The following is a 21,424-nucleotide window of genomic DNA, read 5'->3' on the forward strand; positions in this document are numbered from 1 at the left end:
AAGCTGCCGCACCCACCCCGACCAGCGGAAAGTCCGGCCAACCCGACGCGGCACCGACCCCGCACGACCGCAACCCGCCCCGTATTCACTCCTGATACCTCGGGTGCAGCAGCGTCGAAGGCGCCAGGTCCGCCGCCTCCGGCGGCGCCGCCAGCGGGCCCGCGCCCGGGGGCAGCGTCGGGGCGAGGGGTCGGCGGGCGGCGAGCACGAAGCCCCAGCGGTCGTCGCCGTCGCCCGCCTCGTACGCGCACGGGGCCAGCCCCGCGGCCCGTACGGTCGCCGCCACCGTCCACAGGCTGTGCGCCGCGTCCCCGGACCCGGGCCCCGCGACCGCCCCGGCCCCGGCCCCGGATCCGTTCCCGCCCCCGGAAGCGGACCCGCCCGCAGACCCGGACCCGGACCCAGCCCCTGACCCGGATCCGGACTCTGACCCGGACCCGGCACCGGACTCCGCCCCGGATCCCGCCCAGGACGCCGCGTGCACCGCCAGCCGCCCCCCGTCCGCCAGCGCCCGCCCCGCCAGCCCGTAGAACTCCTGCGAATACAGCTTCGTGCTCCCCGTGTTCCGCGGCCCCGGCAGATCCGACACGATCACGTCGTACCGCCCCGGCGGCGCCGACCGCCGCAGCCAGTCGAACGCCTCCGCGTGCACCACCCGCAGCCGCGGGTCCCCGTACGCGTGCTCGTTGAGCCTCGTCAGCCGCGGGTCCTCGGCCGCCAGCCGGCTCAGCGCCGGGTCCCGCTCCACGACCGTCACCTCCGCGACGTCCGCGTGCCGCAGCGCCTCGCGGGCCGCGAGGCCGTCGCCGCCGCCGAGGACGAGGACCCGCCGCCGCGAGTCCGGCGCGGCCAGCGCGGGCCGCATCAGCGCCTCGTGGTAGCGCTTCTCGTCCGCGGAGTCGACGCGCAACTGCCCGTCGAGGTAGAGCGCCACGGCCCCGCCCTCGTCCGCCGTGAGGACGATCTCCTGGACGTCGGTCGTCTGCGCCACCCGCACCTCCGAGCCGTAGACCGCGTTTCTGGCCGCACGTTCGAAGGGGGCGGACAGGAGTGCGGCGAGCGCGAGCAGCGCCAGGACCGTCGCGTTCCCCGCGAACAGCGCCCAGCGTGCGCGCCGGCTCAGGTCGTGCCGGAAGAGATAGAGCACCAGCGCACACCCCGCCGTGGCGTTGACCGCCCCCGTGATGAGCGCGCTGGAGAGCTGCCCGAGCCAGGGCAGCAGCACGAACGGGAAGGCCAGACCGCCGGCCAGCGCCCCCACGTAGTCAGCGGCGAAGAGGTCGGCCACCGCCCCGCCCGGGTCCTGCCGCCGGACGCGCTGGATCAGTGTCATCAGCAGCGGCACCTCGGCGCCGATCAGCACGCCGATCGCCAGCGCGTACGCGACGAGCACGAACCGCGGCTGGCCGAACCACGCGAAGCACGCGTGCAGCGCCATCGCCGAGAGCCCGCCGAGCAGCGCCAGCACCGCCTCGACGCCGCCGAAGGCGACGGCCGCGCGGATCCGCAGCCGCTTGGCCAGCAGCGAGCCGACGCCCATCGCGAAGACCATGACGGACAGCACGACGGACGCCTGGGTGACGGAGTCGCCGATCAGGTACGACCCGAGGGCCACCAGCTCCAGCTCGTACACCAACCCGCAGGCCGCACAGACGAAGACCGTGGCGAGCACGAGAAACCGCCCGGTGGCGGGCGGCACCGGGAGGGCGGGCGGCGGCGCGCCCGGCAGCGCGGGGGCGCGGCCGGGGGCGCGCGTCGTCTGCTCGTACGGTTCGATCACGGAGGAACGATACGTTTGCGCCGGTGCCGCCCCTTGTCACCCACACGTGTGCAATATGCCCTGGACATAGGCGAATTGCCCCCTCTCCAGGGCGCCGGCGGCGCGCCCGGCGACCGTCCTAGACCGGCTCCGCGACCCGCGCGGCCATCGTCGTCCGCGTCGCCACCAGGCGTCCTTCCTGCGGATACGAGTGCCACGTGCGCCAGCCGACGACGTCACCCTGACGGTGCACCAGCAGCGCGGTGAACGCGTGCGGGCTGCCGGGGAACGTGCCGGCGAGCCCGCGCGGGTGGTCGGCGACCAGCGCCAGCAGCTCCTGGGCGCGGGACTCGAAGGCCCCCCGGGTCAGCGTCTCGACCCGGGCGGCGAACTCGTACTCCCACCCGGCGACCTGCTTGGCCACGCCGAGGGGGAGCGGTGTGCTGCTGCCCGGCAGACAGGCGACCGTCTCGGAACAGGCCGAGTCGCCGTCTCTGAGCAGCACTTGATGCGAGGCACCGAGCAGTCTGAGCTGTACGTCGGCGGAGCCGAGGCGCAGGTCGAGCACCGCGAGGGCCGGCATGGGGTCCATCCCGAGCCGCCATGCGAGGTCCTGGGCCCGGGTATCCGTGTACGAGGTCTTGAGAGTGGTGAGCATGGGTCGGCTCCGCAGGCAGGTGGAAAGACATCGGGCCGCCCGCCACATGGCGGGACCACGGGTGCGGGCGCAGGCCGAGAAGCACGCGGGCACGCCCCGGCAGAAGGGGAATGCGCCCGGGAAATACGGAATCATGAAGTGCGGCCCGCCGACAGCGTTTTTACCCTTCTTCACCGGGTTTCCATCGCGCGGGCGCGCGACTGGTCAGTTGTTCACTTTCTGACAACTAGCACCCGCCGCCGCCTCCGTCACCGCCGCCACCCCCGCCGCAGTCCCCGCCGCCGCCGTCCCCGCCCCAGAAGCCTGTGTCCGCCCCGCCGCCGCTGCCGCCCGTGAAGCCCCGCCGGCCCCTGCCTGACGGCACGCCGCGGTAGGTGGTACGCCTGGAGAGGGTGACGGACAGTGCCACGACCAGACCGATCGCGGCCACGCCGAAAATGATGAATCCCATCGGACCTTCCAATCTCCCCCGCCCCCGCGGAGGTCCGCTGTAACACCGGATGTGCCCCGCGCACGGCCTCCTCAACCCTCCGCCGTGCAAGCATGTCCGCATGGGACGCCCACCGCTGAGCAGCCGTCTGACCCCCTTCGTGACCACGATCTTCGCCGAGATGTCCGCCCTCGCCGTGCGCACCGGGTCGATCAATCTGGGCCAGGGCTTCCCCGACACCGACGGCCCCGCGGAGGTCGCCGAGGCGGCCGTACGGGCCATCCGGGAGGGCCGCGGCAACCAGTACCCGCCCGGCCCCGGGATCCCCGAGCTGCGGCACGCCGTCGCGGAGCACCAGCGGCGGTGGTACGGGCTGGAGTGGGACCCCGAGTCGGAGGTCCTCGTCACCGCCGGGGCCACCGAGGCGGTCGCCGCGGCGCTGCTCGCGCTGCTGGAGCCGGGCGACGAGGTGATCGCCCTGGAGCCCTACTACGACTCGTACGCCGCCGGCATCGCCATGGCCGGCGCCCGCCGCGTCCCGGTCACCCTGCGCCCCGACACGGGCGCGGGCGCCGGCGCCCCCGCGTACCGGCTCGACCTCGACGAGCTGCGCGCCGCCGTCACCCCCGCCACCCGCCTGATCCTCCTCAACTCCCCCCACAACCCCACCGGCACCGTCCTGGACCGCACCGAGCTGGAGGCCGTCGCCGCCCTCGCCCGCGAGCGCGACCTCCTCGTCGTCACCGACGAGGTCTACGAGCACCTCGTCTTCGACGGCGCGCACATCCCGCTCGCCACCCTCCCCGGCATGCGCGAGCGCACGGTGTCCATCTCGTCGGCCGGCAAGAGCTACTCCTTCACCGGCTGGAAGGTCGGCTGGGTCACCGCCCCCGCGCCGCTCGTCGCCGCCGTGCGCACCGCCAAGCAGTACCTGACGTACGTCAGCGCCGGCCCCTTCCAGTACGCCGTCGCCGAGGCGCTGGCGCTGCCGGACGCCTACCTCACCGGCCTCCGCGCCGACCTGCTGCGCAAGCGCGACCTCCTCGCCGCCGGGCTCGCGGAGGCAGGACTGCGCGTCTTCCGCCCGGCCGGCACGTACTTCATCACCGCCGACATCACCCCCCTCGGCGAGAAGGACGGCGTCGCGTACTGCATGTCGCTGCCCGAGCGCTGCGGGGTCGTCGCGGTGCCGACGCAGGTGTTCTACGACGATCCGGACGCCGGGCGCAGCATCGTGCGGTTCGCCTTCTGCAAGAAGGACGAGGTGCTGACGGAGGCGGTGCGGCGGCTGAAGGAGGGCCGTTCGGCGTAAGCCGGGAGGCCGGGGGGCCGGCGCGCCCGGAGCATGGGGGGCGGAGCATGCCCGGCAGAGGAGGCGCAGCCATGGAGATCGTCGCGTACGGCGTGCAGGCCGACGAGCGGCCCGTGATCGAGCCCGCCTTCGCGGCGGCGTTCGGCGGCGAGCACACCCTGCGCTGCCTCGACCTGTTCCTCAACCACGACACCGTGCCCACCGCCGCCGGCTACGAGATCGTCCTCACCGGCGCCAACGACGAGCTGGACGGCACCGCCCTGCACCGCCTCGCCGCGGGCGGCACCCGGTTCCTCGCCCAGCGCTCCACCGGCTACAACAACATCGACCTCGACGCCGCCCGGGACGCCGGCCTGGCCGTGGCCCGCGTCTCGCACTACTCCCCGTACTCCGTCGCGGAGTTCGCCTGGGCCCTGGCCCTCGCCGTCAACCGCCGCCTCGTCCGCGCCGCCACCCGCTCCCGCGAGTTCGACTTCCGCCTCGACGGGCTCATGGGCCGCGACTTCCACGGCCGTACGGCCGGCATCCTCGGCACCGGGAAGATCGGCGAGGTCTTCGCCCGTATCGCGCACGGCTTCGGCATGCGGCTGCTCGGCAGCGACGTCGTGGAGAACCCGGACTGCCTGGCGCTGGGCATGGAGTACGTCGGCACGGACCGGCTGTTCGCCGAGTCCGACCTGATCAGCCTGCACGCGCCGCTGCTGCCCGAGACGCACCACACGGTGGACGCGGCGGCGCTGGCGGCCATGAAGGACGACGCGATCCTCGTCAACTCCAGCCGCGGCGGGCTCGTCGACACCGACGCCCTGGTCGAGACGCTGCGCGCCGGGCGGCTCGGCGGTGTGGGCCTGGACGTGTACGAGGAGGAGGCCGGGCTGTTCCACCACGACCGGTCGATGGAGGTGATGACCGACGACCGGCTGGCCCGCCTGATGACCTTCGGCAACGTCCTGGTCACCTCGCACCAGGCGTACTTCACCGCCGACGCGGTCGGCCAGATCACCGAGGCGACGCTCGGCAACGTACGGGACTGGCTGGCGGGCCGTACGGGCGGGAACTTCCTGCTCCCGCCCGCCGGTTCCGGCTGATCAGACCTTCTCGTACACCGAGACGTGCGACCGGCTCGCCGCGTCGAACGGCCGGCGGTCCCACCCGGCGCAGCGCTCGCGCAGCCGCATCCCGGCGAGCCGCGCCATCAGGTCCAGCTCGCTCGGCCAGCAGTAGCGCAGCCGCAGCGGGCGCAGCGCGGTGCCGTGCGCGTCGAACGTCACGCGCTGGTACGTGACCGCCTGCGCGACCGGGTCGTGGACGAGGAACTCCATCTTCACCGAGTCCTCGGTCAGCGCGCGGGTGGCGACGCGCTGGTTGCGGTCGAACTCCTTGAGGTCCTGGACGAAGCACTCGACGACGAAGAGCCCGCCGGGCTCCAGCACCGCGGCGACGTTGCGGAAGCAGTCGATCTGCCGCTCCTGGTCGGGCAGGTTGAAGAGCGTGTTGAAGACCAGGTAAGCGGTGTGGAAGGGGCCGTCCACCGGCACGTCGGCCATGTCGCCGATGGTCACGGGGATGTCGGCGCCGCCGGGCTTCGCGCGCAGTTGCTCGACCATGGCGGTGGAGCCGTCGACGCCCTCGACGGCGACGCCGCGGGCGGCGAGGGGGAGCGCCACGCGGCCGGTGCCGATGGCGAGTTCGAGGGTGCGGGCGCCCGGCGGGACGAGGCCGGCGAGGAAGTCGACGGTGGGGGTGGGCTCGTAGGGGTCGGCGTGGTCGTATTCGTGGGCGTAGCGGTCGAAGAACGCGGGATCGTGGAAGGCGGTCACGGGGCGGGAGTCAAGCAGCGCGGGCGGGCGCGGGGCGAGCGATTTAACGCGGGTCCTCGGGCCGTACGCGGGCGCGCCTGCTGCCCGTACGGCGCACGCGTCGGGGCGGGCGCCCCGCCTTCCGGCCGGACGCCCGCCCCCGTACCGCTACTTCGTCTCCAGATCCCGCCGCCGGAAGCCCAGCAGGCCCAGCCACACCAGCCCCACGGCGATCGCCGTCAGCACCAGCAGCGGCGGCCAGGACATGTCCTGCGCCGGGAGCTGCGGGATGTGCCCGAAGGGGGACAGGTCGCCCAGGATGTCCGGGAACTTGAGGATCTCGCCGAGGTAGTCGACGACGAAGCCGTACACCGGGACCACCCAGGCGGCCGCCACGGCCCGCGGGAACCACCCGAAGAGGGCGACCGCCAGGCCGATCGTGACCCACAGGGCCGGGGCGAAGGCCAGCGCCGCGCCGACGAGCTTGAGGAAGAGCCCGCCGTCCCCGGTGGAGGCCGCGCCCGAGGCGCCGAAGCCGATGCCGGCGAGCAGGATCAGCGCCGTGCCGCCGACCGCGCCGACGAACGTGTGGCTGAGCACCCACCGGTCGCGCGACAGCGCGGTGGCGAGCAGCGGCTCCGCGCGGCCCGCGGACTCCTCCGCGCGCGGGCGCAGGGCGGCCATCACGACGTAGATCGAGCAGACGACCGCGAGCACGATCATCACCACCGAGGCGAACGACTCCGCCACGTTGGCGCCGCCGACCTCGGCGAGCTGCTCCTCCAGCTCGTCGACACCCTCGATCATCTCCTCGGCGTCGCCGAGGATCGACCCGTACATCACGCCGAGCAGCAGCGCGCCCGCGCCGAAGCCGGCGAGCAGGCCGCGGTGCAGCCGGAGCGCGAAGCCGAGCGGGGTGGTGAGCCCTTCCGAGCCGACGGGGCTGCCCAGGCGGGCGGCCCGCAGGCCCGCGCCGACGTCGCGGCGGGTGCTGAGGAAGAAGCCGGCCGCCGCGCAGCCCACGGCCGCGGCGAGCACGAGCAGCAGCGGCCACCAGCGGTTGTCGACGAAGACGTAGGTGCGCTGGACCCAGCCGATCGGCGAGAGCCAGGACACCCAGTCGTTGCCGACGTCGCCCGCGGCGCGCAGCGCGTACGCGGCGCCGATGACGGCCATCGCCATGCCGGAGGCCCCGCGCGCGTACGCGGTGATCTGCACGGTGATCGCGGCGACGGCGGCGAAGAAGATGCCGATGGCCGTGTGCGCGAGGCCGTAGAGCAGCGCGCCCTGGCCGTCGACGCCGTCGACGCCCATGCCGGACATGCCGGCGGCCAGCAGCAGCCCGAGCGCCACGTTCGCGACGACGGCGACGCCGAGCGCGGCGGCGAGGTAGGAGTGCCGGCCGACGACGCCGGAGCGCACCAGCTCGGCGCGGTTGGTCTCCTCCTCGGTCCTGGTGTGCCGGGAGATGATGAGCACGCTCATGATGCCGACGAGCACGGCCGTGAAGCCGAGCATCTGGTGGCCGGTCATCGAGCCGACGTTGTAGTCGTCGAGGTAGTGCCGGGGTCCTGTCATGGCCAGGCCGGCGGGGCTGTCCATGGTCTCGGCGATGTCGGCGCGCTTCTTGGCCGTGTCGTACGACGTGTCGAAGCTGCTGACGCTGGAGGCGGTGCCGAGGAACAGCGCGAGCACCCACACGGGCAGCCGTACGCGGTCCCGGCGCAGGGCGAACCGGAAGAGCGTCCGGGTGCCGGCGAGCGCACCGCCGCCGTCGGCGGCGCGCGGGGGCGCGAGCGGCCGGGACTTCGTGGCCCCGGGCGCGCCGGGGGCGCCCGTGCCCTCGGTGTCGTTGGTGGCGGAGGGGGTGGCAGACATCAGGCTGCTCCCGCCTCCGAGTGGTGGCCGTTGTGCTCCAGCTCGTCGCCGTAGTGGCGGAGCATCAGCTCCTCCAAGGTGGGGGGATGGCTCACCAGACTGCGGATGCCGAACTCGCCGAGCCGCCGCACGGCGGCGTCGAGGTGCTCGCCGTCGACGGCGAAGTGCACCCGGCTGTCGTCGGTGCGGAGCTGGTGGATGCCGGGAAGTTGGTCGATGCCGGTGGCGGGCCGCTCGGTCTCGGCCTCGATGGTCGTACGGGTCAGGTGGCGCATCTCGCTGAGCGTGCCGGACTGCACGATCTTCCCCAGCCGGATGATGCTCACCTTGTCCGCCAGCTTCTCCACCTGCGCGAGGATGTGGCTGGACAGCAGGACGGTCTTGCCCTCGGCCTTCGCCTGGGTGATGACGTCCTGGAAGACGACCTCCATGAGCGGGTCGAGACCCGCGGTGGGCTCGTCGAGCAGGAGCAGCTCGGCGTCGGAGGCGAGGGCGGCGACGATGGCCACCTTCTGCCGGTTCCCCTTGGAGTAGCTCCGGCCCTTCTTGGTCGGGTCGAGGTCGAAGCGCTCGATGAGGTCGTCGCGACGCTGCTTGTCGATGCCGCCGCGGAGCCGCGCGAGCAGGTCGATGGCCTCACCGCCGGTGAGGTTGGGCCACAGCTCGACGTCCCCCGGCACATAGGCCAGTCGGCGGTGGAGCGTGACGGCATCGGCCCACGGGTCGCCGCCGAGCACCTGGGCGGTGCCCGTATCGGCGCGCAGCAGGCCGAGCAGCACGCGGATGGTGGTGGACTTGCCGGCGCCGTTGGGGCCGAGGAAGCCGTGCACCTCGCCCGTCTCCACGTCGAGGTCGAGGCCGTCGAGCGCACGGGTCCGGCCGAACGTCTTGGTCAGGCCGGAGACGGTGATTGCCTTGGTCATAGCATGTAAGCTACACGAACGTTCACAAATTTGTGAAGTTAAGGAAGCGTTAGGGTCGCCCCTGACGGGGCTTGACGGGGAGAACGTAGAAAAGTGGCAGATCAGCAGCGTGACGAGCGCGGTGGGCGCGAAGAGCGCGGCGACGGCGCGGAGCGCAGAGAAGGCGCGGCCCGCGACGCACAGGCCGTGGCGAGATACGTGGAACGGGTGGCCGGCGAGCTGACCGAGATGGGCATGCAGCGCATGGCCTCCCGGGTCTTCGCGTGCCTCCTGGTGGACGACGCGGGCGCGCTCACCGCCGCGGAGGTCGGCGAGCGGCTGCACGTGAGCCCGGCGGCGGTCTCGGGCGCGGTGCGGTACCTCTCGGCGGTCGGCCTCATCACCCGCGAACGCGCGCCGGGCTCGCGGCGCGAGCGGTACCGGATGGAGAGCGACCGCTGGTACCAGATCTTCGCCCAGCGGGAGGCGATCATCCGGCGCTTCGAGCAGACCCTGGACTCGGGGGTCGGCATCCTGGGCCCTCGCACCCCGGCGGGCCGGCGGATCGAGGAGACGACGGAGTTCTTCGCGTTCCTGCGGGAGGAGAACGGCCGGCTGGAGGAGCGCTGGTGGGACTACGTGAAACGGCGCCAGGAGGCGACGGCGGCGGAGTGAACGTCGCGCTCAGTCGTCCGCGGCGCAGCGCTCCAGCGAAACCCCGGTAGCGGCGGCATCCTCCCCCACGGCCAGCCACTCCCCGAACGCGGCGCCACCCCCGAACAGCGTCGCGGCGACCACGAGCCCGGTCACCACCTCGACCCGCCGCCCGCGCGCACCGCGATACCGAACGGGCACCCCCGGCGGCGGATCGAACTCACTCATAACCCGACCCTCCCCCGCCCCGCCACCCCCCGCCTCCCCAACGAAGCAACCGGGTCCCCCGCCGCCCCCGCCCGGATCACCGAACGACGGACTGGATCTCCCTGAGCGACCCCTCGGCTCCTCGGTCCCGGTGCCTCCACCGCCTTCGACCGAGGAGACACCCTCGTGTGTTGCCCGCGTTGCAGGCGGTCGGCAGCGGCACCGCCTGCCCGGAACGGTCGCGGCGGGCAGGAGGCGGCGGGTCACGATCGACTCGGAGCGGTGCCGGGCCGTGGCCGGTCAGGGGAGGGGGGCTGTGATGAGGCGCCAGGCGTTGGGGTGGGCGGTCCAGGTGCGTTGTCTTACCGGGGGGCTGAGGAGGGCGTCGGCGCGGTAGCGGAAGTCGCTGCCCCAGACCCGTACGCTGCGGGCCTCCGCGTGCAGCGGGTCCCCTGCGCCGCGGGGGCGGATCACCACCTGGGCCAGGCCGCTCGTCGGGTCCGTGACGACCCGTACCTGCGCCGCCGGGCCGTCCAGGTCCGCCAGCAGCACGCCGTCCGCCTCCACGCGGAGGCGGAAGTCCGCGTCCGGGGGTGCCGTGCTGGCCGTGCCGCCGGCGGCTCCGTCCGCCCCGTCCTCCGGCGTCGGCGGCCAGCCCTCCGCGCCGCCCGACTCCCAGCCGCCCGTCGCGTCCTCCGCGCCCCACTCCGTCACCACCGGCGGCGTACCCGGCTCGCGGCCCGTTCCGTTCCGCTGCCCCACCGCCCTCGCCGCCAGCGCCCGCAGGCCCGCCGCCGGGGTCCACCGGCGGCCCACCGCGCTCGCTCCCGACCCCACCCGCTGCGTCAGGCCCGCCAGCCCGCCGGCCGGAGCGGTGGCGGGCGGGGCGGCGGGCGGTGCGCTCGCGCTTTCCGGTGTCCGGTGGTTCTCCTCCGGCCGCCCCGCGCCCGCCGCCGGCAGGCGCAGCGCGTCCAGCACCACCCCGCCGCCGTCGTCCACGAGCAGCCCCAGCCGGCGCTCCTCGCCGTCCAGCACCGTCCGGGCCGCGGCCACCGTGCCCGTGGGGACGCCCAGCGTCGCCGCCAGCGTTCTCGCGGTGCCCACCGGGACCAGCGCCAGCGGCGCGTCCGCCAGCGTCTCCTGGCGGCGCAGCTCGCTCACCACCCGCAGGAACGCCCGGTCGTCACCGATGACCACCGGCCGGCGGGCCCCCCGGCGGGCCAGGGCGCGCGCCAGTTCCGGCGCGGTCTCCGGCAGGCAGATCTTCGTGGCCGCCGCCGCGGAGAGCACGTCCCTCGCGATCCGTACGGCTTCCCCGTCCGCCCGCCGTGCAGCGGGGTCGATGAGCACGAGCAGTGAGCGCCCGGTGGGGTCTGGAGCCGACACCACGGTCCTTCCTCAGGTAATCTCTCGGTGCAAGAGCCCCTGTCGCACTTGTGCCAGGGGCTTCGTCTATCCGGGGCCCGGTCCGATCCCCGGTGCACGGCGCACCGCACGTTGGACATGCCCCGCCCGGAAGGGGTGTACGCCTGTGCCCGCACTTGTGCTGCTCGGTGCTCAGTGGGGTGACGAAGGCAAGGGGAAGGCCACCGATCTGCTCGGCGGCTCGGTGGACTACGTGGTGCGCTTCCAGGGCGGGAACAACGCCGGGCACACGGTGGTGGTCGGCGATCAGAAGTACGCGCTGCACCTGCTGCCGTCGGGCATCCTGTCGCCGAGCTGCACGCCGGTGATCGGCAACGGCGTGGTCGTCGACCCCGAGGTGCTGCTCGGTGAGCTGAGCGCGCTGCAGCAGCGCGGCGTGGACACGTCCAAGCTGCTCCTCAGCGGCAACGCGCACCTCATCACGGCGTACCACACCGACCTCGACAAGGTGACGGAACGGTTCCTCGGCAAGCGGAAGATCGGCACCACGGGCCGCGGTATCGGCCCGGCCTACGCCGACAAGATCAACCGCGTCGGGATCCGGGTGCAGGACCTCTTCGACGAGTCGATCCTGCGGCAGAAGGTCGACGCGGCGCTGGACCAGAAGAACCAGGTCCTCGCCAAGCTCTACAACCGCCGCGCCATCCGCCCCGACGCCGTCGTCGAGCAGCTCCTCGGCTACGCGGAGCAGTTGCGCCCGTACGTCGCCGACACCACCCTCGTGCTCAACGAGGCCATCGACGCCGGGAAGGTCGTCCTCTTCGAGGGCGGGCAGGGCACGCTCCTCGACGTCGACCACGGCACGTACCCCTTCGTCACCTCGTCCAACCCGACCGCGGGGGGCGCCTGCACGGGAGCCGGCGTCGGCCCCACTCGGATCAGCCGGGTCATCGGCATCCTCAAGGCGTACACAACGCGCGTCGGTGCCGGACCGTTCCCGACCGAGCTCTTCGACGAGGACGGCGACCGGCTGCGCACCATCGGCGGCGAGCGCGGCGTGACCACCGGCCGGGACCGGCGCTGCGGCTGGTTCGACGCGGTGATCGCCCGCTACGCGACCCGCGTCAACGGCCTGACGGACTTCTTCCTCACCAAGCTCGACGTGCTCACCGGCTGGGAGCGCATCCCCGTCTGCGTCGCGTACGACATCGACGGCCGCCGGGTCACGGAACTGCCGTACAGCCAGACCGACTTCCACCACGCCACGCCCGTGTACGAGATGCTGCCCGGCTGGTCCGAGGACATCTCGAAGGCCACGTCCTTCGAGGAGCTGCCGAAGAACGCGCAGGGCTACGTCAAGGCGCTGGAGGAGATGTCGGGCGCCCCCGTGTCGGCGATCGGCGTCGGCCCCGGGCGGGACGAGACGATCCAGATCAACTCGTTCCTCTGAGCCTGCCGCTAAGTCAGTCAGCCGTCAGACCGTTCCCTTGAGGCGCTGGTCCTGCAGCGTCGTCAGTTGCTGCACGGCAAGCAGCGCCATGATGCTCGTCAGGATCAGCACGAACGAGGACAGCAGGTCGAGCAGCACGATCTGGATCGCCGAGTCGATCGAGCTGCCGACCTCCCAGTCCTCCGCCGTGACCAGGGCGAGCACCATGGTGGCGACCCAGGTGGCCCACCAGAAGTTCAGGACGCCCTTCCCGTACGACACGGGCCGCGGCCCGTAGCCGACGGGCGGGCGCGCGTGCTGCGGGAAGGGGCTGGATATCCGGAAGATGTCGTTCGCGATCTGCAGGGGGAACCAGAACTGGGCGACGGGGATGAACCAGGAGCCGACCGCCAGCCCGGTGGAGTAGCGCACCTGGCCGGGGGCGAACGCCTCCGAGTTCATCCGCAGCCGGTAGAACCAGACCGACCACAGCACGGCGCACACCGTGAAGAGGAGGACGTTGCCGGCGGTGAAGTTCTCCATCCGGTCGAGGTCATCGGCCATGTACCAGGTGTCGGCGCCGTCCTCGCCCAGCAGCACCAGGAGGTTGATCTCCTGGATGACCTGGAGGCAGACGAACGCCGCGTAGATGCCCAGCAGCACCTGGAGCGCCGTGGCGATCGGCCGCACCGCGCGCGGCCCCAGCGGCAGCGGCGCCTGCGGGGTCTGCCAGCCGGTCTGGCCGTAGGGCGGCGGCGGGGTGCGGTAGGGCGGCGGGTGCGCGGTGGGCGCGGTGCCGTACGCGGCGGGGTGGTGCTGCTGCGGCGGGGTGTGCTGCGGCGTGTGCGGCTGGGCGTGGGGCGGGGTGCCGTACGGCTGGTGGTGCTGGGGCTGCATGCCGGTGTGCCCGTACGGGCCGGGGGTGCCGGTGAGCGGCGGCCCGTAGGCAGGGGCTGACCCGGCCGTCCCCGTCATCCCGCCCGCCGCCTGCGGCGTCTCCGCGTCCAGCAGCTCCACCGCCCGCCGCGCCAGTAGTTCCAGCAGCGCCCCCGGCAGCCAGGGCTTGAGCTGCGCCGCCTCCTCCGTCAGCGCCACCAGCTCCGCGACCTGCGGCCGCGCGGCCGGCTCCTTGGCGAGACAGCGCTCGATCACCGTGCGCAACTCGCCCTCGATGCCCGACAGTTCCGGCTCCTCCGCGGCGATCCGGAACATCAGCGCGTGCGCGCCGCTGTTCTCCGTGCCGAACGGCATCCGCCCGGTCGCCGCGAACGCCAGCACCGTACCCAGGCAGAACACGTCGCTCGCCGCCGTGACCCGCTCGCCGCGCACCTGCTCGGGCGACATGAAGCCGGGCGAGCCGATGACCGCGCCGGTGCGGGTGAGCCCGTCGCCCGCGGCGGTGACCGAGTCCAGCGCGCGGGCGATGCCGAAGTCGATGACGCGCGGCCCGTCGATGGTGACGAGGATGTTGGACGGCTTGAGGTCGCGGTGGACGAGCCCGGCGGCGTGGATCGCCTGCAACGCGCGCGCCAGCCCGCCCGCGAGCGCGCGCACGGAGGCGTCGGGCAGCGGGCCGTGGTCCTTGGCGACGACCTCGTGCAGCGAGGGCCCCGCGACGTAGCCGGTGGCGACCCAGGGGGTCGCGGCGTGCGTGTCGGCGTCGAGCACGGGGGCGGTCCACTCGCCGCCGACCCGGCGCGCGGCGGTGATCTCCTGCGTGAAGCGCCGCCGGAACTCCGGCTCGCGCGCCAGCTCGGCCTTGACCAGCTTCACCGCGGCGGTCCTGCCGCGCTCGGAGCGGGCGAGGTAGACGCGTCCCATGCCGCCCTCGCCGAGCCGTCCCAGCAGTTGGTACGAGCCGACGCGGCGTGGATCGTCCGGTCCGAGGCTGTCCATGCTGCCCCCCTTCCCCCCTCGTCGGGGAGCCTATTGTGTCGGGTCGGCAGGCGAGCCGTCCGCCCTTGTGTAATGCCGGGTGCGCTGCTCGCCGCCGAGGAACTGGCGGTCCAGCACGGAGCCGTCGGCGGTCGCCTGCATCGCGGACGGGAAGCCGGGCACGCAGGGGCCGCCGAGCTTGCCGGTGCTCGTCGAGTCGTCGCCGAGGCCGTCGGGGGTCTCCGGGTCGTCGGGGCCCGTGACGGAGGTGATCTCGGACGGGCCGAGCAGCACGCGGTCGTCGCGCTGGTCGACGCCGACGAAGTCGGCCTTCGCCTGGCAGGTGTCGCCGTCGCCGGTACGGGTCGTGAAGTGCACGGCGATCTGCCCCGGCGCGGCCTGCACGACCTTCATCACCTGGGTGCCGGAGCCGGCGGGCCGCTGCCAGCTCCCCAGCAGCTCGCGCGGCATGCGGCGGTCGCGGGGCTCGACCTTGGTCAGTTCGGCGGTGCGGCCGTTGTCGGCGCGCCAGAGCAGCTTGCCGTCCTCGTAGGTGACCACGTGCCCGCCGACCGCCGTGCACTCGCCGGCGGGGGCGGCCTCGACGACCTCGGTGTCGAGGTGCAGCCCCTTGCTCGTGGACGTCAGCTCGCCCTCGCTGGTGCACTGCGACTCGCCGCTGAGCACGATGCTGGTGGCGACGACCTCGCCCTTCTCTCCGGGGCGGATCGTGAACTGGCGGTAGGTGCCGGTCGGTTCGCCGTCGTCGAGCTGGGTGCCGAGCCACGCGCCGAGGTACTCGTCGGGGACGTCGGAGCTGCGGGCGGCGGGGGCGCCGTCGTCGCGCTGGGTGGCGAGGGCGACGGGCACGGCGACGCCGGCGGCGACCAGGAGGGCGAGCGCGGCGAGCAGCCGGGCGCGGCGGCGGCGCCGGCGGGGCGGGGCGGGGGAGCCGTCGGCGTTGGCGGCGGGGGTCTCGTACGGCCGGGTGGGGCCGGGCCGCGGCGGCTCGGAGCCGGAGTCATCCCCGTCCCCGTCCCTTCCCGAACCCCGGGGCTCCGCCCCGGGACCCCGCTCTGCGCCCTCCGGCCGCGCACCGGAGGCGGAGCGCCGGACGGTCACGTCCTCGGCCCCGGCGGGGGCGACTCCGGCGGGTGCGGTGTAACCGTCCGCTCCGTGCCCCGCGCCGTGCCTGCGGCCCACGGCCGCGCCTCCGGCGGGTGTTGCGTGGCCGTCCCGTACGTGCGGCCCGCCGGTCTCCGCGTCGCCGGCGGGATCGTCCGGTCGGTTCGCCGCGCCGGTGCCGGCGTCCCGGTGCGCCGCGTCGTGCCCGCGCCCCGCGGCCGCGCCTGCGGCGGGCATCGCGTGACCGTCCGGTCCGTGCCCCGCGCCGGTACCCGCGCCCCGGTGCCCCTGGCCGGGCGCGTGGCCGTCCGGTCCGTTCTTCGGCTCCGCACCCCGAACCCGGCGCTCCGCGCCGGAGTCCGGGGGCGCGCCCGTCCCGGCGCCGCCCCTCGGTCCGGTGCCGCCCCCCGTCGTGCCCGTCGCGGGCGGCACCGTGCGGAGCGGGCTCGTGTCGCGGTCGCCGGCCGGCGTGTCCGTGTCCAGGAGGCGTACCGCCTGGCGGCCCAGGTCGGCCGTCAGTCCCGCCGGGAGCCACGCCGCCTCCGGGTCCGGCGGGCCCGTCAGCCCGGCGATCGCCTCCGTGTCGTGGCGGTCCGCGGGGAGCTTGGCCAGACAGCCGGATATGAGGCCGTGCAGCACCGGGTCCGTCACGCCCGCCAGGTCCGGCTCCTCCTGGACGACGCGGAACATCACCGCGTGCATCCCCGACGAACTCGACCCGAACGGCGCCCGCCCCGTCGCCGCGTACGCCAGCAGCCCGCCCAGGCAGAACACGTCGCTCGCCGCCGACACGTCCTGCCCGATGATCTGCTCCGGGGACATGAAGCTCGGCGAGCCGACGACGATGCCGGTGCGCGTGACCGTGCCGTCGGACAGCGAGTCCAGCGCGCGGGCGATGCCGAAGTCGATGACGCGCGGGCCCTCGATGGTGACCAGCACGTTGGACGGCTTGAGATCGCGGTGCACGAGCCCGGCCGCGTGCACGTCGCGGAGCGCGGAGGCCAGCCCGTACGCGAGGGTGAACAGCGACTCCGGCGGCAGCGGCCCGTACCGCTCGACGACCTCCTGGAGCGTCGGACCGGCGACGTACCCCGTGGCGACCCACGGCACCGGCGCCTCGGTGTCGGCGTCGAGCACCGGCGCCGTCCACGTGCCGCCGACGCGCGCCGCGGCGCGCACCTCCGTACGGAAGCGGGCGCGGAACTCCTCCTCGACGGCCAGCTCCGGCTTGACCAGCTTGACGGCCACCGTTCTGCCGCCCGCGGTCCGCCCGAGGAAGACCCGGCCCATGCCACCGGCGCCGAGCCTGCCGAGCAGCCGGTACGCCCCGATCTGTCGCGGATCCTGCGGCGCCAGCGGTTCCACGCTCTCCATTCCCCTACCCCCGTGGTCTACCCGGAGAGCGTAGGCGGTGACCGGGGGTGGGGATGAGGGGGGCCGGGATTGTCGTTGCGGTGCTGTCACACCATCGTCGTGGGGCGGTGATCTCGGCGGGCGGCGGATCAGCGGCCGGTACGAGCCTTGCGGGACCTCGGCGCCGCGGGATCCCGGGCCAGGTCAGCGGCCTTTTTCCCGCCGGGGGTACGCCCCGGCTTCCGGCCGGCGTTCCGGTCCCGGTTCCGGTCCGCGTCACCGCCCGCCGCCCCTCCTCTTCCGCCGACCCCTTCCCCCGCGTCCCCCGCCTCTTCCGCCGCCTCCGCGTCCTCCGCCCGCAGCGCCTCCAGCGCCGCCGACAGCCGCCGCAGCGCCGCCAGCGTCTCGCCCAACCGCGCCTCCCCGCCCAGCCGGTGCGCGAGCCGGCCGGCGAACTCCGCGTGCCCCGGCCCCAGTCGCGCCAGCGCCCGCCGCCCCGCGGGGGTGGGGCGCAGCAGCTTGGCGCGGCGGTGCGCGGGGTTCGGTTCGTACGCCGCGAGCCCGCCCGCCACCAGCACGTCGGCGATCCGCTGCACGCTCTGCCTGGCCATGCCCAGACCGCGCGCGACCCCGGCGACGGACAGCGGCTCGCGGCGGACCGCGTACAGCACCTGCCAGCGCGCCGCCGTCAGCCCCGCGGGCGCGGCCAACCGGTCGCCGCGCGCGAGGAACTGGCCGCCGAGCCGGAACGACGCCGCCGCGGTGGCGTCGAGGAGCGCCGCGGCGCCGAGGGCCGCCAGGCCGGCCTCGTCCGCCCCGCCGTCGCCGGTGCTTTCCCGCATGGTCCGCCGCCTCCCGCTCTTGGTCGCTTTTCGGCCGGTTACGCGCAGACGGCCAGGTAAACGGTTCTGCAGGCCCGGTGCCCGCGGTCCGCTCACGACAGCATGCTGTCAAAAGGACAGCATGCTGTCGATCACCGTCACCCGGTGCGCTTATCGTGTGGGGGCATCCCCCATCAGGAAGGCCCACCGCATGACCCCCGCAGGCGCCGTGGTCCGGCGCGACACGCTGCGTGCACAGATCGCCGACGCCCTGCGCGACGAGATCCTGGCCGGCCGGCTCGCGGCCGGGCAGCACATCACGGTCGGCGAGATAGCGGAGCAGTACGGGGTCTCCGCAACCCCCGTACGCGAAGCCCTGGTCGACCTCTCCGCCCAGGGTCTCCTCGACGTCGAGCAGCACCGCGGCTACCGCGTGCACGCCTTCACCCTCGACGACTTCCGCGCCATGGCCGACGCCCGCACCGTCGTCCAGATGGGCGTCTTCCGCGCCAGCCCCCCGCACACCGTCGACCCGGAGCCGGGCGCGCTGGTCGCGATGCGCCGCCGCGGCGAGGAGGCCGAACGGGCCGCGAAGGCCGGGGACCTCGACGTGCTCGTCCACTACGACCTGCGCTTCTGGCGCGAGATCACCAGCCTGATCGGCAACGACTACATCACCGAGTTCCTGGAGCGGGTGCGCATCCACTGCTGGGTGTTCGCCGTGCCGTACCTGCGCGGGGCGAGCGAGGGCTGCGTGCCCGGCACGTTCTGGCAGGGGCACATGCGGCTCGTCGAGGCCATAGAGCGGCGCGACGTGGCCGCCGCCGAGGAGGTCGTACGGACGTACAACCGGCACTCGCTGGAGCTGATCGAACGGCTCGCGGGCGGCTGACGGGCCGATCCCGGGGCCGGGTGGCCGAGACCCGGCGGAGGCGGGGCGCGCTACCCGGCCGGGGGGTGCTGCGCGGCCGCCGTCAGCGGCTACGCTGAGCCGAACCGCGCAGTTAAGGAGCGTACCGCTTGGCCTGCGACCTCTGGCTGGTGCCCCTCGTCGACGTCCTGTGCCACAGCCCCGACAACCCCTTCGCCGAGGAGATCGCCGCCTACGACGCCGCGCTGGCGCAGGCGGGGCTGCCGCCGGTGCCCGTGCAGAGCTACATGCCGGGCCTGTCCGGGGACGTCGCCCCGGTCGCCGGCTTCGACTACGACGCGCTGCACTTCCTGCGCCGCGCGTACCTGCTGCAGTTGTGCGGCCTCGAAGTCACGCCGGTCGGCGAGCTGGGCGGGGACTACGAGCAGTTGCTGGAGATGTTCGAGTCCACGGCGCAGCAGTCGCACCTGGTCTGGCACTACGACCACGCGGGGGCGTACGTCCCGGTCGACTTCCCGCATCCGCTGGTGACGGAGGAGCTGCTGGCCGGCGGCGGGCCGCTGGGCTCGGCGCAGGGGCTCGTCCGCGAACTCGTGGCCGTCGCCCCGGCGATCGGCATCGACCCGGACAACCCGCCCCCGGCCCCGGCGCCGCCGCCGGGGCCGACGGAGCTGTCGGAGCCGGCGGCGACGGCGCCGGCGGACGGCGGGGAGTTCGCGCAGGAGCGGCACGTGTGGCTGGGGCTGCACGCGGCGGCGACGCGGAGCCTGGCGCAGGGGTCGATGATCGTCTTCAGTTGACGGCGGGGTCGGCGGCTTCGGGGCGGCCGGGTTCGCGCCCGCCGGCCTCGTGGCCGCCCGCTTCCGGGGTACGGGCCGGGGTGGCGGTGAAGTCCGTGCCGTTCCCCGGCACGCCGGCGCCGCGCCAGGTGAACGGCACGCCCGCGGCCCGCCGCGGATCGGGGCCGTCCATGAGCTGGAAGTGCAGGTGCGGCTCGCTGGAGTTGCCGGAGTTGCCGCACTCGGCGAGCTGCTGCCCGGCCCGTACGGCATCGCCTTCGCGGACGGTGGCCGAGCCGCGGCGCAGATGGGCGAAGAGGGCGTACGAACCGTCCTCCAGCTCCAGCACGACGTGGTTGCCGACGATCGCGCCGATGCGGGCACCGGCGGCGACCGAGCGGACCATCTGCTCGACGACCATGAGGTACGCCAGGCCGAGGACGGTGTTGCGGGCGCGGTGGTCGCGGTGCGCGGAGCCTGCGACCGTGACGACGCGGCCGGCGGCGGGGGCGAGGACGGGGGCGCCGAAGGCGGGGAAGTCCCGGTTGGCGGGGAACGGCGGCCACCAGCGGAGCGCGGGGGCGGAGGCGCCCTTCCGGGGGCCGTCCGGGCTGTCCTCCGAGGTGTCTTCGGGGGTGTCCTCCGGGGTGCGGATGATGTCGATGGCGTAGGTCTGGGCGAGGAAGTGGGTGCCGTGGCTGGGCACCTTGTCGGCGGGGCTGTTGAACGCGCGCCAGCGGCCGGCGACGGGGGAGTGCAGGGCGACGGCACCGGGGAGCGCCCCGTCGGCGCCGGGTGCGTCCTTCGCGCCGCGCCGCCGCAGGGCCCGTACGGCGCCGAGGGCGAGCCGTACGGCGATCTCCGCCATGCCGGTACCCCAGACGGCGACGCAGACCCACAGCGCCACGCGCCCGGCACCGCCGGTCTCGACGCCCGACAGCGCGGTGCCCACCAGCGCGAGGGTGGCCACCACCTGCGCACCCCGCACCACTCCGACGACCGTTGCCCACCTCACGCGTAACCCCCACTCGTCCTTGGACACGTGCCCCTTACCACTGTGCCCGACGGGTGGTGTGCGGGGCGGGGGAGGGTGTCGGCTCGCCGGCTAACGCCCCGGGGGTTCCGGGGGGCGTTGGCGGGGCATGGTGGGGCGCAGGCCGGCCGGGGGGAGGGGGGCGCGGGCCTGGGGCTGGGTCTCGGGGCAGCGGGCCCACGCCAGCGACTGCGTCGCCAGCGCCGCCCGGCCGCCGCCGAACGCCACCATCCAGTCCGCCGTCTCGGCCCGTACCAGCTCCGTCACGTCCTCCGTGAAGCGCCGCAGCACCACCAGGCACCGCTCCGCCGCCTCGCTCGCCGTGCCCTCCGTCGGGCCCAGCACCTCCCGTACCGACTCCGACGCCCAGTCGAACTGCAGCGCCTCCAGCCGCCGCTGCACCGCCTGCGCCGTGGCCACGTCGCGCATCCAGCCCGCCGTCACCCCGAAGAACCGGTCCGCCGCCAGGCACGCCAGCGCGGCGAACAGCGCCACGAACGCCCAGCCCGCGAACCGGTCCGGCACCGTCTCCGTCAGGTCCAGCACCGGCAGCGCCGCGCCCGCCGCCGCGCACACCGCCGCCGAGGCCCGCAGCGCCCGCGCCGCGCGGCGCTTGACGCGGCGGGCGGCGAGGTACGACTCCGCGGTGTGCAGCGCGCCCTCCTCCGCCCACAGGTACAGCTCGTCCAGCCGCTTGGCCGGGTCGCCCCAGTCGCCCAGCGGGAACGGCCGGGCCAGCAGCTCACCGGGCCGCGCCACGGAGCCGGGGCCGCCCGCGCCGCCGCCCGCGCCGCCCGCGCCGCGGTCCCCGCGGCCGCCGCGCCCCGCCCTGCTCCTGCGGCCGAAGAGGCCGCGCCCGCCGCGGCCTTCGCGGGGGGCGCCGGTCGCGGTGCCGGTCGTCCGGGTCTCCTCCGAGTGGTTCATTACGGGACTCCTTGCTCGACGTGCTTGATGTGCTCGACGCGCTCGACGTGCTCGTCGCTGGAACTCGCCTGCTTCTGCCGGTTTCCGACTTGACTTCTGGGTTCTCTGGGCTCTGTGTGACGGGCGTGACGTGTGATGACTGGGCAATCGGATGGTGCGCCCGCGGCGGCCTTCCTACCGCCGAACGAGGGGACACGAGCCGAAAATGGCGTTATTTACCCTCGTAAGGAGTGGTTGATCGGGTATGGGG

At 74.3% G+C, this 21,424-nt stretch carries 18 protein-coding genes and 1 pseudogene; 6 read left to right on the plus strand and 13 right to left on the minus strand.

Features of this window, described 5'->3' with window-relative positions; translation table 11 throughout:
* Positions 1–85 precede the first annotated feature (85 nt).
* From ACFYVJ_RS15615 to ACFYVJ_RS15625, 3 genes are all read right to left on the minus strand, one after another.
* The gene (locus ACFYVJ_RS15615) at positions 86–1,780 is read right to left on the minus strand and encodes a polyamine aminopropyltransferase (RefSeq protein WP_388891230.1); all 1,695 of its coding nucleotides are present in this window, start codon (positions 1,778–1,780) and stop codon (positions 86–88) included.
* 118 nt (positions 1,781–1,898) lie between these two features.
* On the minus strand, positions 1,899–2,417 hold the full coding sequence (locus ACFYVJ_RS15620) for a DUF2617 family protein (protein ID WP_101423114.1): 519 nt from the start codon (positions 2,415–2,417) through the stop codon (positions 1,899–1,901).
* 226 nt (positions 2,418–2,643) lie between these two features.
* Positions 2,644–2,868 (minus strand): hypothetical protein, encoded by a 225-nt coding sequence (locus ACFYVJ_RS15625; protein WP_388891233.1) that lies wholly within the window; start codon positions 2,866–2,868, stop codon positions 2,644–2,646.
* Between the two features lie 100 nt (positions 2,869–2,968).
* On the opposite strand from ACFYVJ_RS15625, the gene ACFYVJ_RS15630 reads away from it, so the two are divergent.
* A complete protein-coding gene (locus ACFYVJ_RS15630) occupies positions 2,969–4,159 on the plus strand; it encodes a pyridoxal phosphate-dependent aminotransferase (RefSeq protein ID WP_388891235.1) in 1,191 nt (396 codons plus the stop codon).
* 71 nt (positions 4,160–4,230) lie between these two features.
* Positions 4,231–5,247 (plus strand): 2-hydroxyacid dehydrogenase, encoded by a 1,017-nt coding sequence (locus ACFYVJ_RS15635; RefSeq protein WP_388891238.1) that lies wholly within the window; start codon positions 4,231–4,233, stop codon positions 5,245–5,247.
* Here the strand turns inward: ACFYVJ_RS15635 and ACFYVJ_RS15640 are convergent, their stop codons facing one another.
* The 3 genes from ACFYVJ_RS15640 to ACFYVJ_RS15650 form a co-directional block, all read right to left on the minus strand.
* Positions 5,248–5,979, minus strand: a complete 732-nt coding sequence (locus tag ACFYVJ_RS15640; protein WP_388891240.1) for a class I SAM-dependent methyltransferase — start codon at positions 5,977–5,979, stop codon at positions 5,248–5,250.
* A 147-nt stretch (positions 5,980–6,126) separates the two neighbouring features.
* Entirely contained in the window at positions 6,127–7,836 is a 1,710-nt protein-coding gene (locus tag ACFYVJ_RS15645) for an ABC transporter permease (protein ID WP_388891243.1), read from the minus strand.
* On the minus strand, positions 7,836–8,759 hold the full coding sequence (locus ACFYVJ_RS15650) for an ATP-binding cassette domain-containing protein (protein ID WP_388891245.1): 924 nt from the start codon (positions 8,757–8,759) through the stop codon (positions 7,836–7,838). The genes ACFYVJ_RS15645 and ACFYVJ_RS15650 overlap by 1 nt, the downstream gene beginning before the upstream one ends.
* Before the next feature lie 93 nt (positions 8,760–8,852).
* Between ACFYVJ_RS15650 and ACFYVJ_RS15655 the strand changes: the two genes are divergently transcribed.
* Positions 8,853–9,413, plus strand: a complete 561-nt coding sequence (locus ACFYVJ_RS15655) for a GbsR/MarR family transcriptional regulator (protein ID WP_388891249.1) — start codon at positions 8,853–8,855, stop codon at positions 9,411–9,413.
* Positions 9,414–9,422: 9 nt separating this feature from the next.
* On the opposite strand, the gene ACFYVJ_RS15660 is transcribed toward ACFYVJ_RS15655, so the two are convergent.
* Together ACFYVJ_RS15660 and ACFYVJ_RS15665 are read right to left on the minus strand one after the other, a co-directional pair.
* Positions 9,423–9,620, minus strand: coding sequence for a hypothetical protein (locus ACFYVJ_RS15660; protein WP_388891251.1), 198 nt, complete (start codon positions 9,618–9,620; stop codon positions 9,423–9,425).
* A gap of 279 nt (positions 9,621–9,899) precedes the next feature.
* Positions 9,900–10,985 (minus strand): diacylglycerol kinase family protein, encoded by a 1,086-nt coding sequence (locus ACFYVJ_RS15665; protein WP_388891254.1) that lies wholly within the window; start codon positions 10,983–10,985, stop codon positions 9,900–9,902.
* A gap of 145 nt (positions 10,986–11,130) precedes the next feature.
* On the opposite strand from ACFYVJ_RS15665, the gene ACFYVJ_RS15670 reads away from it, so the two are divergent.
* Positions 11,131–12,414 carry an adenylosuccinate synthase gene (locus ACFYVJ_RS15670; RefSeq protein WP_388891257.1) on the plus strand — a complete coding sequence of 428 codons (1,284 nt, stop codon included), beginning with the start codon at positions 11,131–11,133 and terminating at the stop codon, positions 12,412–12,414.
* Positions 12,415–12,438: 24 nt separating this feature from the next.
* Here ACFYVJ_RS15670 and ACFYVJ_RS15675 read toward each other — a convergent pair whose 3' ends face one another.
* From ACFYVJ_RS15675 to ACFYVJ_RS15685, 3 genes and pseudogenes are all read right to left on the minus strand, one after another.
* Positions 12,439–14,289: a DUF4328 domain-containing protein gene (locus tag ACFYVJ_RS15675; RefSeq protein WP_388891260.1), complete on the minus strand. Its 1,851-nt coding sequence runs from the start codon at positions 14,287–14,289 to the stop codon at positions 12,439–12,441.
* A 30-nt stretch (positions 14,290–14,319) separates the two neighbouring features.
* A complete protein-coding gene (locus ACFYVJ_RS15680) occupies positions 14,320–16,767 on the minus strand; it encodes a protein kinase (protein ID WP_388891263.1) in 2,448 nt (815 codons plus the stop codon).
* Between the two features lie 287 nt (positions 16,768–17,054).
* Positions 17,055–17,588, minus strand: a pseudogene (locus ACFYVJ_RS15685) (MarR family winged helix-turn-helix transcriptional regulator); the annotation flags it as partial.
* A gap of 190 nt (positions 17,589–17,778) precedes the next feature.
* Here ACFYVJ_RS15685 and ACFYVJ_RS15690 point away from each other — a divergent pair.
* Positions 17,779–18,459 carry a GntR family transcriptional regulator gene (locus ACFYVJ_RS15690; RefSeq protein ID WP_388891266.1) on the plus strand — a complete coding sequence of 227 codons (681 nt, stop codon included), beginning with the start codon at positions 17,779–17,781 and terminating at the stop codon, positions 18,457–18,459.
* Between the two features lie 128 nt (positions 18,460–18,587).
* Positions 18,588–19,238 (plus strand): hypothetical protein, encoded by a 651-nt coding sequence (locus ACFYVJ_RS15695; protein ID WP_018839920.1) that lies wholly within the window; start codon positions 18,588–18,590, stop codon positions 19,236–19,238.
* Here the strand turns inward: ACFYVJ_RS15695 and ACFYVJ_RS15700 are convergent.
* Together ACFYVJ_RS15700 and ACFYVJ_RS15705 are read right to left on the minus strand one after the other, a co-directional pair.
* Complete coding sequence (locus ACFYVJ_RS15700; RefSeq protein WP_388891270.1) at positions 19,231–20,232, minus strand: M23 family metallopeptidase; 1,002 nt, start codon at positions 20,230–20,232, stop codon at positions 19,231–19,233. The two genes, ACFYVJ_RS15695 and ACFYVJ_RS15700, sit on opposite strands and share 8 nt — an antisense overlap.
* Before the next feature lie 90 nt (positions 20,233–20,322).
* The gene (locus ACFYVJ_RS15705) at positions 20,323–21,174 is read right to left on the minus strand and encodes an SLATT domain-containing protein (protein WP_388891273.1); all 852 of its coding nucleotides are present in this window, start codon (positions 21,172–21,174) and stop codon (positions 20,323–20,325) included.
* Positions 21,175–21,424 lie beyond the last annotated feature (250 nt).

The organism is Streptomyces sp. NPDC004134, assembly GCF_042874195.1.
Lineage (GTDB): Bacteria > Actinomycetota > Actinomycetes > Streptomycetales > Streptomycetaceae > Streptomyces.

Excerpts from the sequence above, each read along its gene's own strand:
- ACFYVJ_RS15690 (WP_388891266.1), top strand. The coding sequence starts at position 17,779 with ATGACCCCCGCAGGCGCCGTGGTCCGGCGCGACACGCTGCGTGCACAG.
- ACFYVJ_RS15650 (WP_388891245.1), bottom strand. The coding sequence starts at position 8,759 with ATGACCAAGGCAATCACCGTCTCCGGCCTGACCAAGACGTTCGGCCGG.
- ACFYVJ_RS15680 (WP_388891263.1), bottom strand. The coding sequence starts at position 16,767 with ATGGAGAGCGTGGAACCGCTGGCGCCGCAGGATCCGCGACAGATCGGG.
- ACFYVJ_RS15660 (WP_388891251.1), bottom strand. The coding sequence starts at position 9,620 with ATGAGTGAGTTCGATCCGCCGCCGGGGGTGCCCGTTCGGTATCGCGGT.
- ACFYVJ_RS15675 (WP_388891260.1), bottom strand. The coding sequence starts at position 14,289 with ATGGACAGCCTCGGACCGGACGATCCACGCCGCGTCGGCTCGTACCAA.
- ACFYVJ_RS15625 (WP_388891233.1), bottom strand. The coding sequence starts at position 2,868 with ATGGGATTCATCATTTTCGGCGTGGCCGCGATCGGTCTGGTCGTGGCA.
- ACFYVJ_RS15645 (WP_388891243.1), bottom strand. The coding sequence starts at position 7,836 with ATGTCTGCCACCCCCTCCGCCACCAACGACACCGAGGGCACGGGCGCC.
- ACFYVJ_RS15705 (WP_388891273.1), bottom strand. The coding sequence starts at position 21,174 with ATGAACCACTCGGAGGAGACCCGGACGACCGGCACCGCGACCGGCGCC.
- ACFYVJ_RS15635 (WP_388891238.1), top strand. The coding sequence starts at position 4,231 with ATGGAGATCGTCGCGTACGGCGTGCAGGCCGACGAGCGGCCCGTGATC.
- ACFYVJ_RS15630 (WP_388891235.1), top strand. The coding sequence starts at position 2,969 with ATGGGACGCCCACCGCTGAGCAGCCGTCTGACCCCCTTCGTGACCACG.
- ACFYVJ_RS15620 (WP_101423114.1), bottom strand. The coding sequence starts at position 2,417 with ATGCTCACCACTCTCAAGACCTCGTACACGGATACCCGGGCCCAGGAC.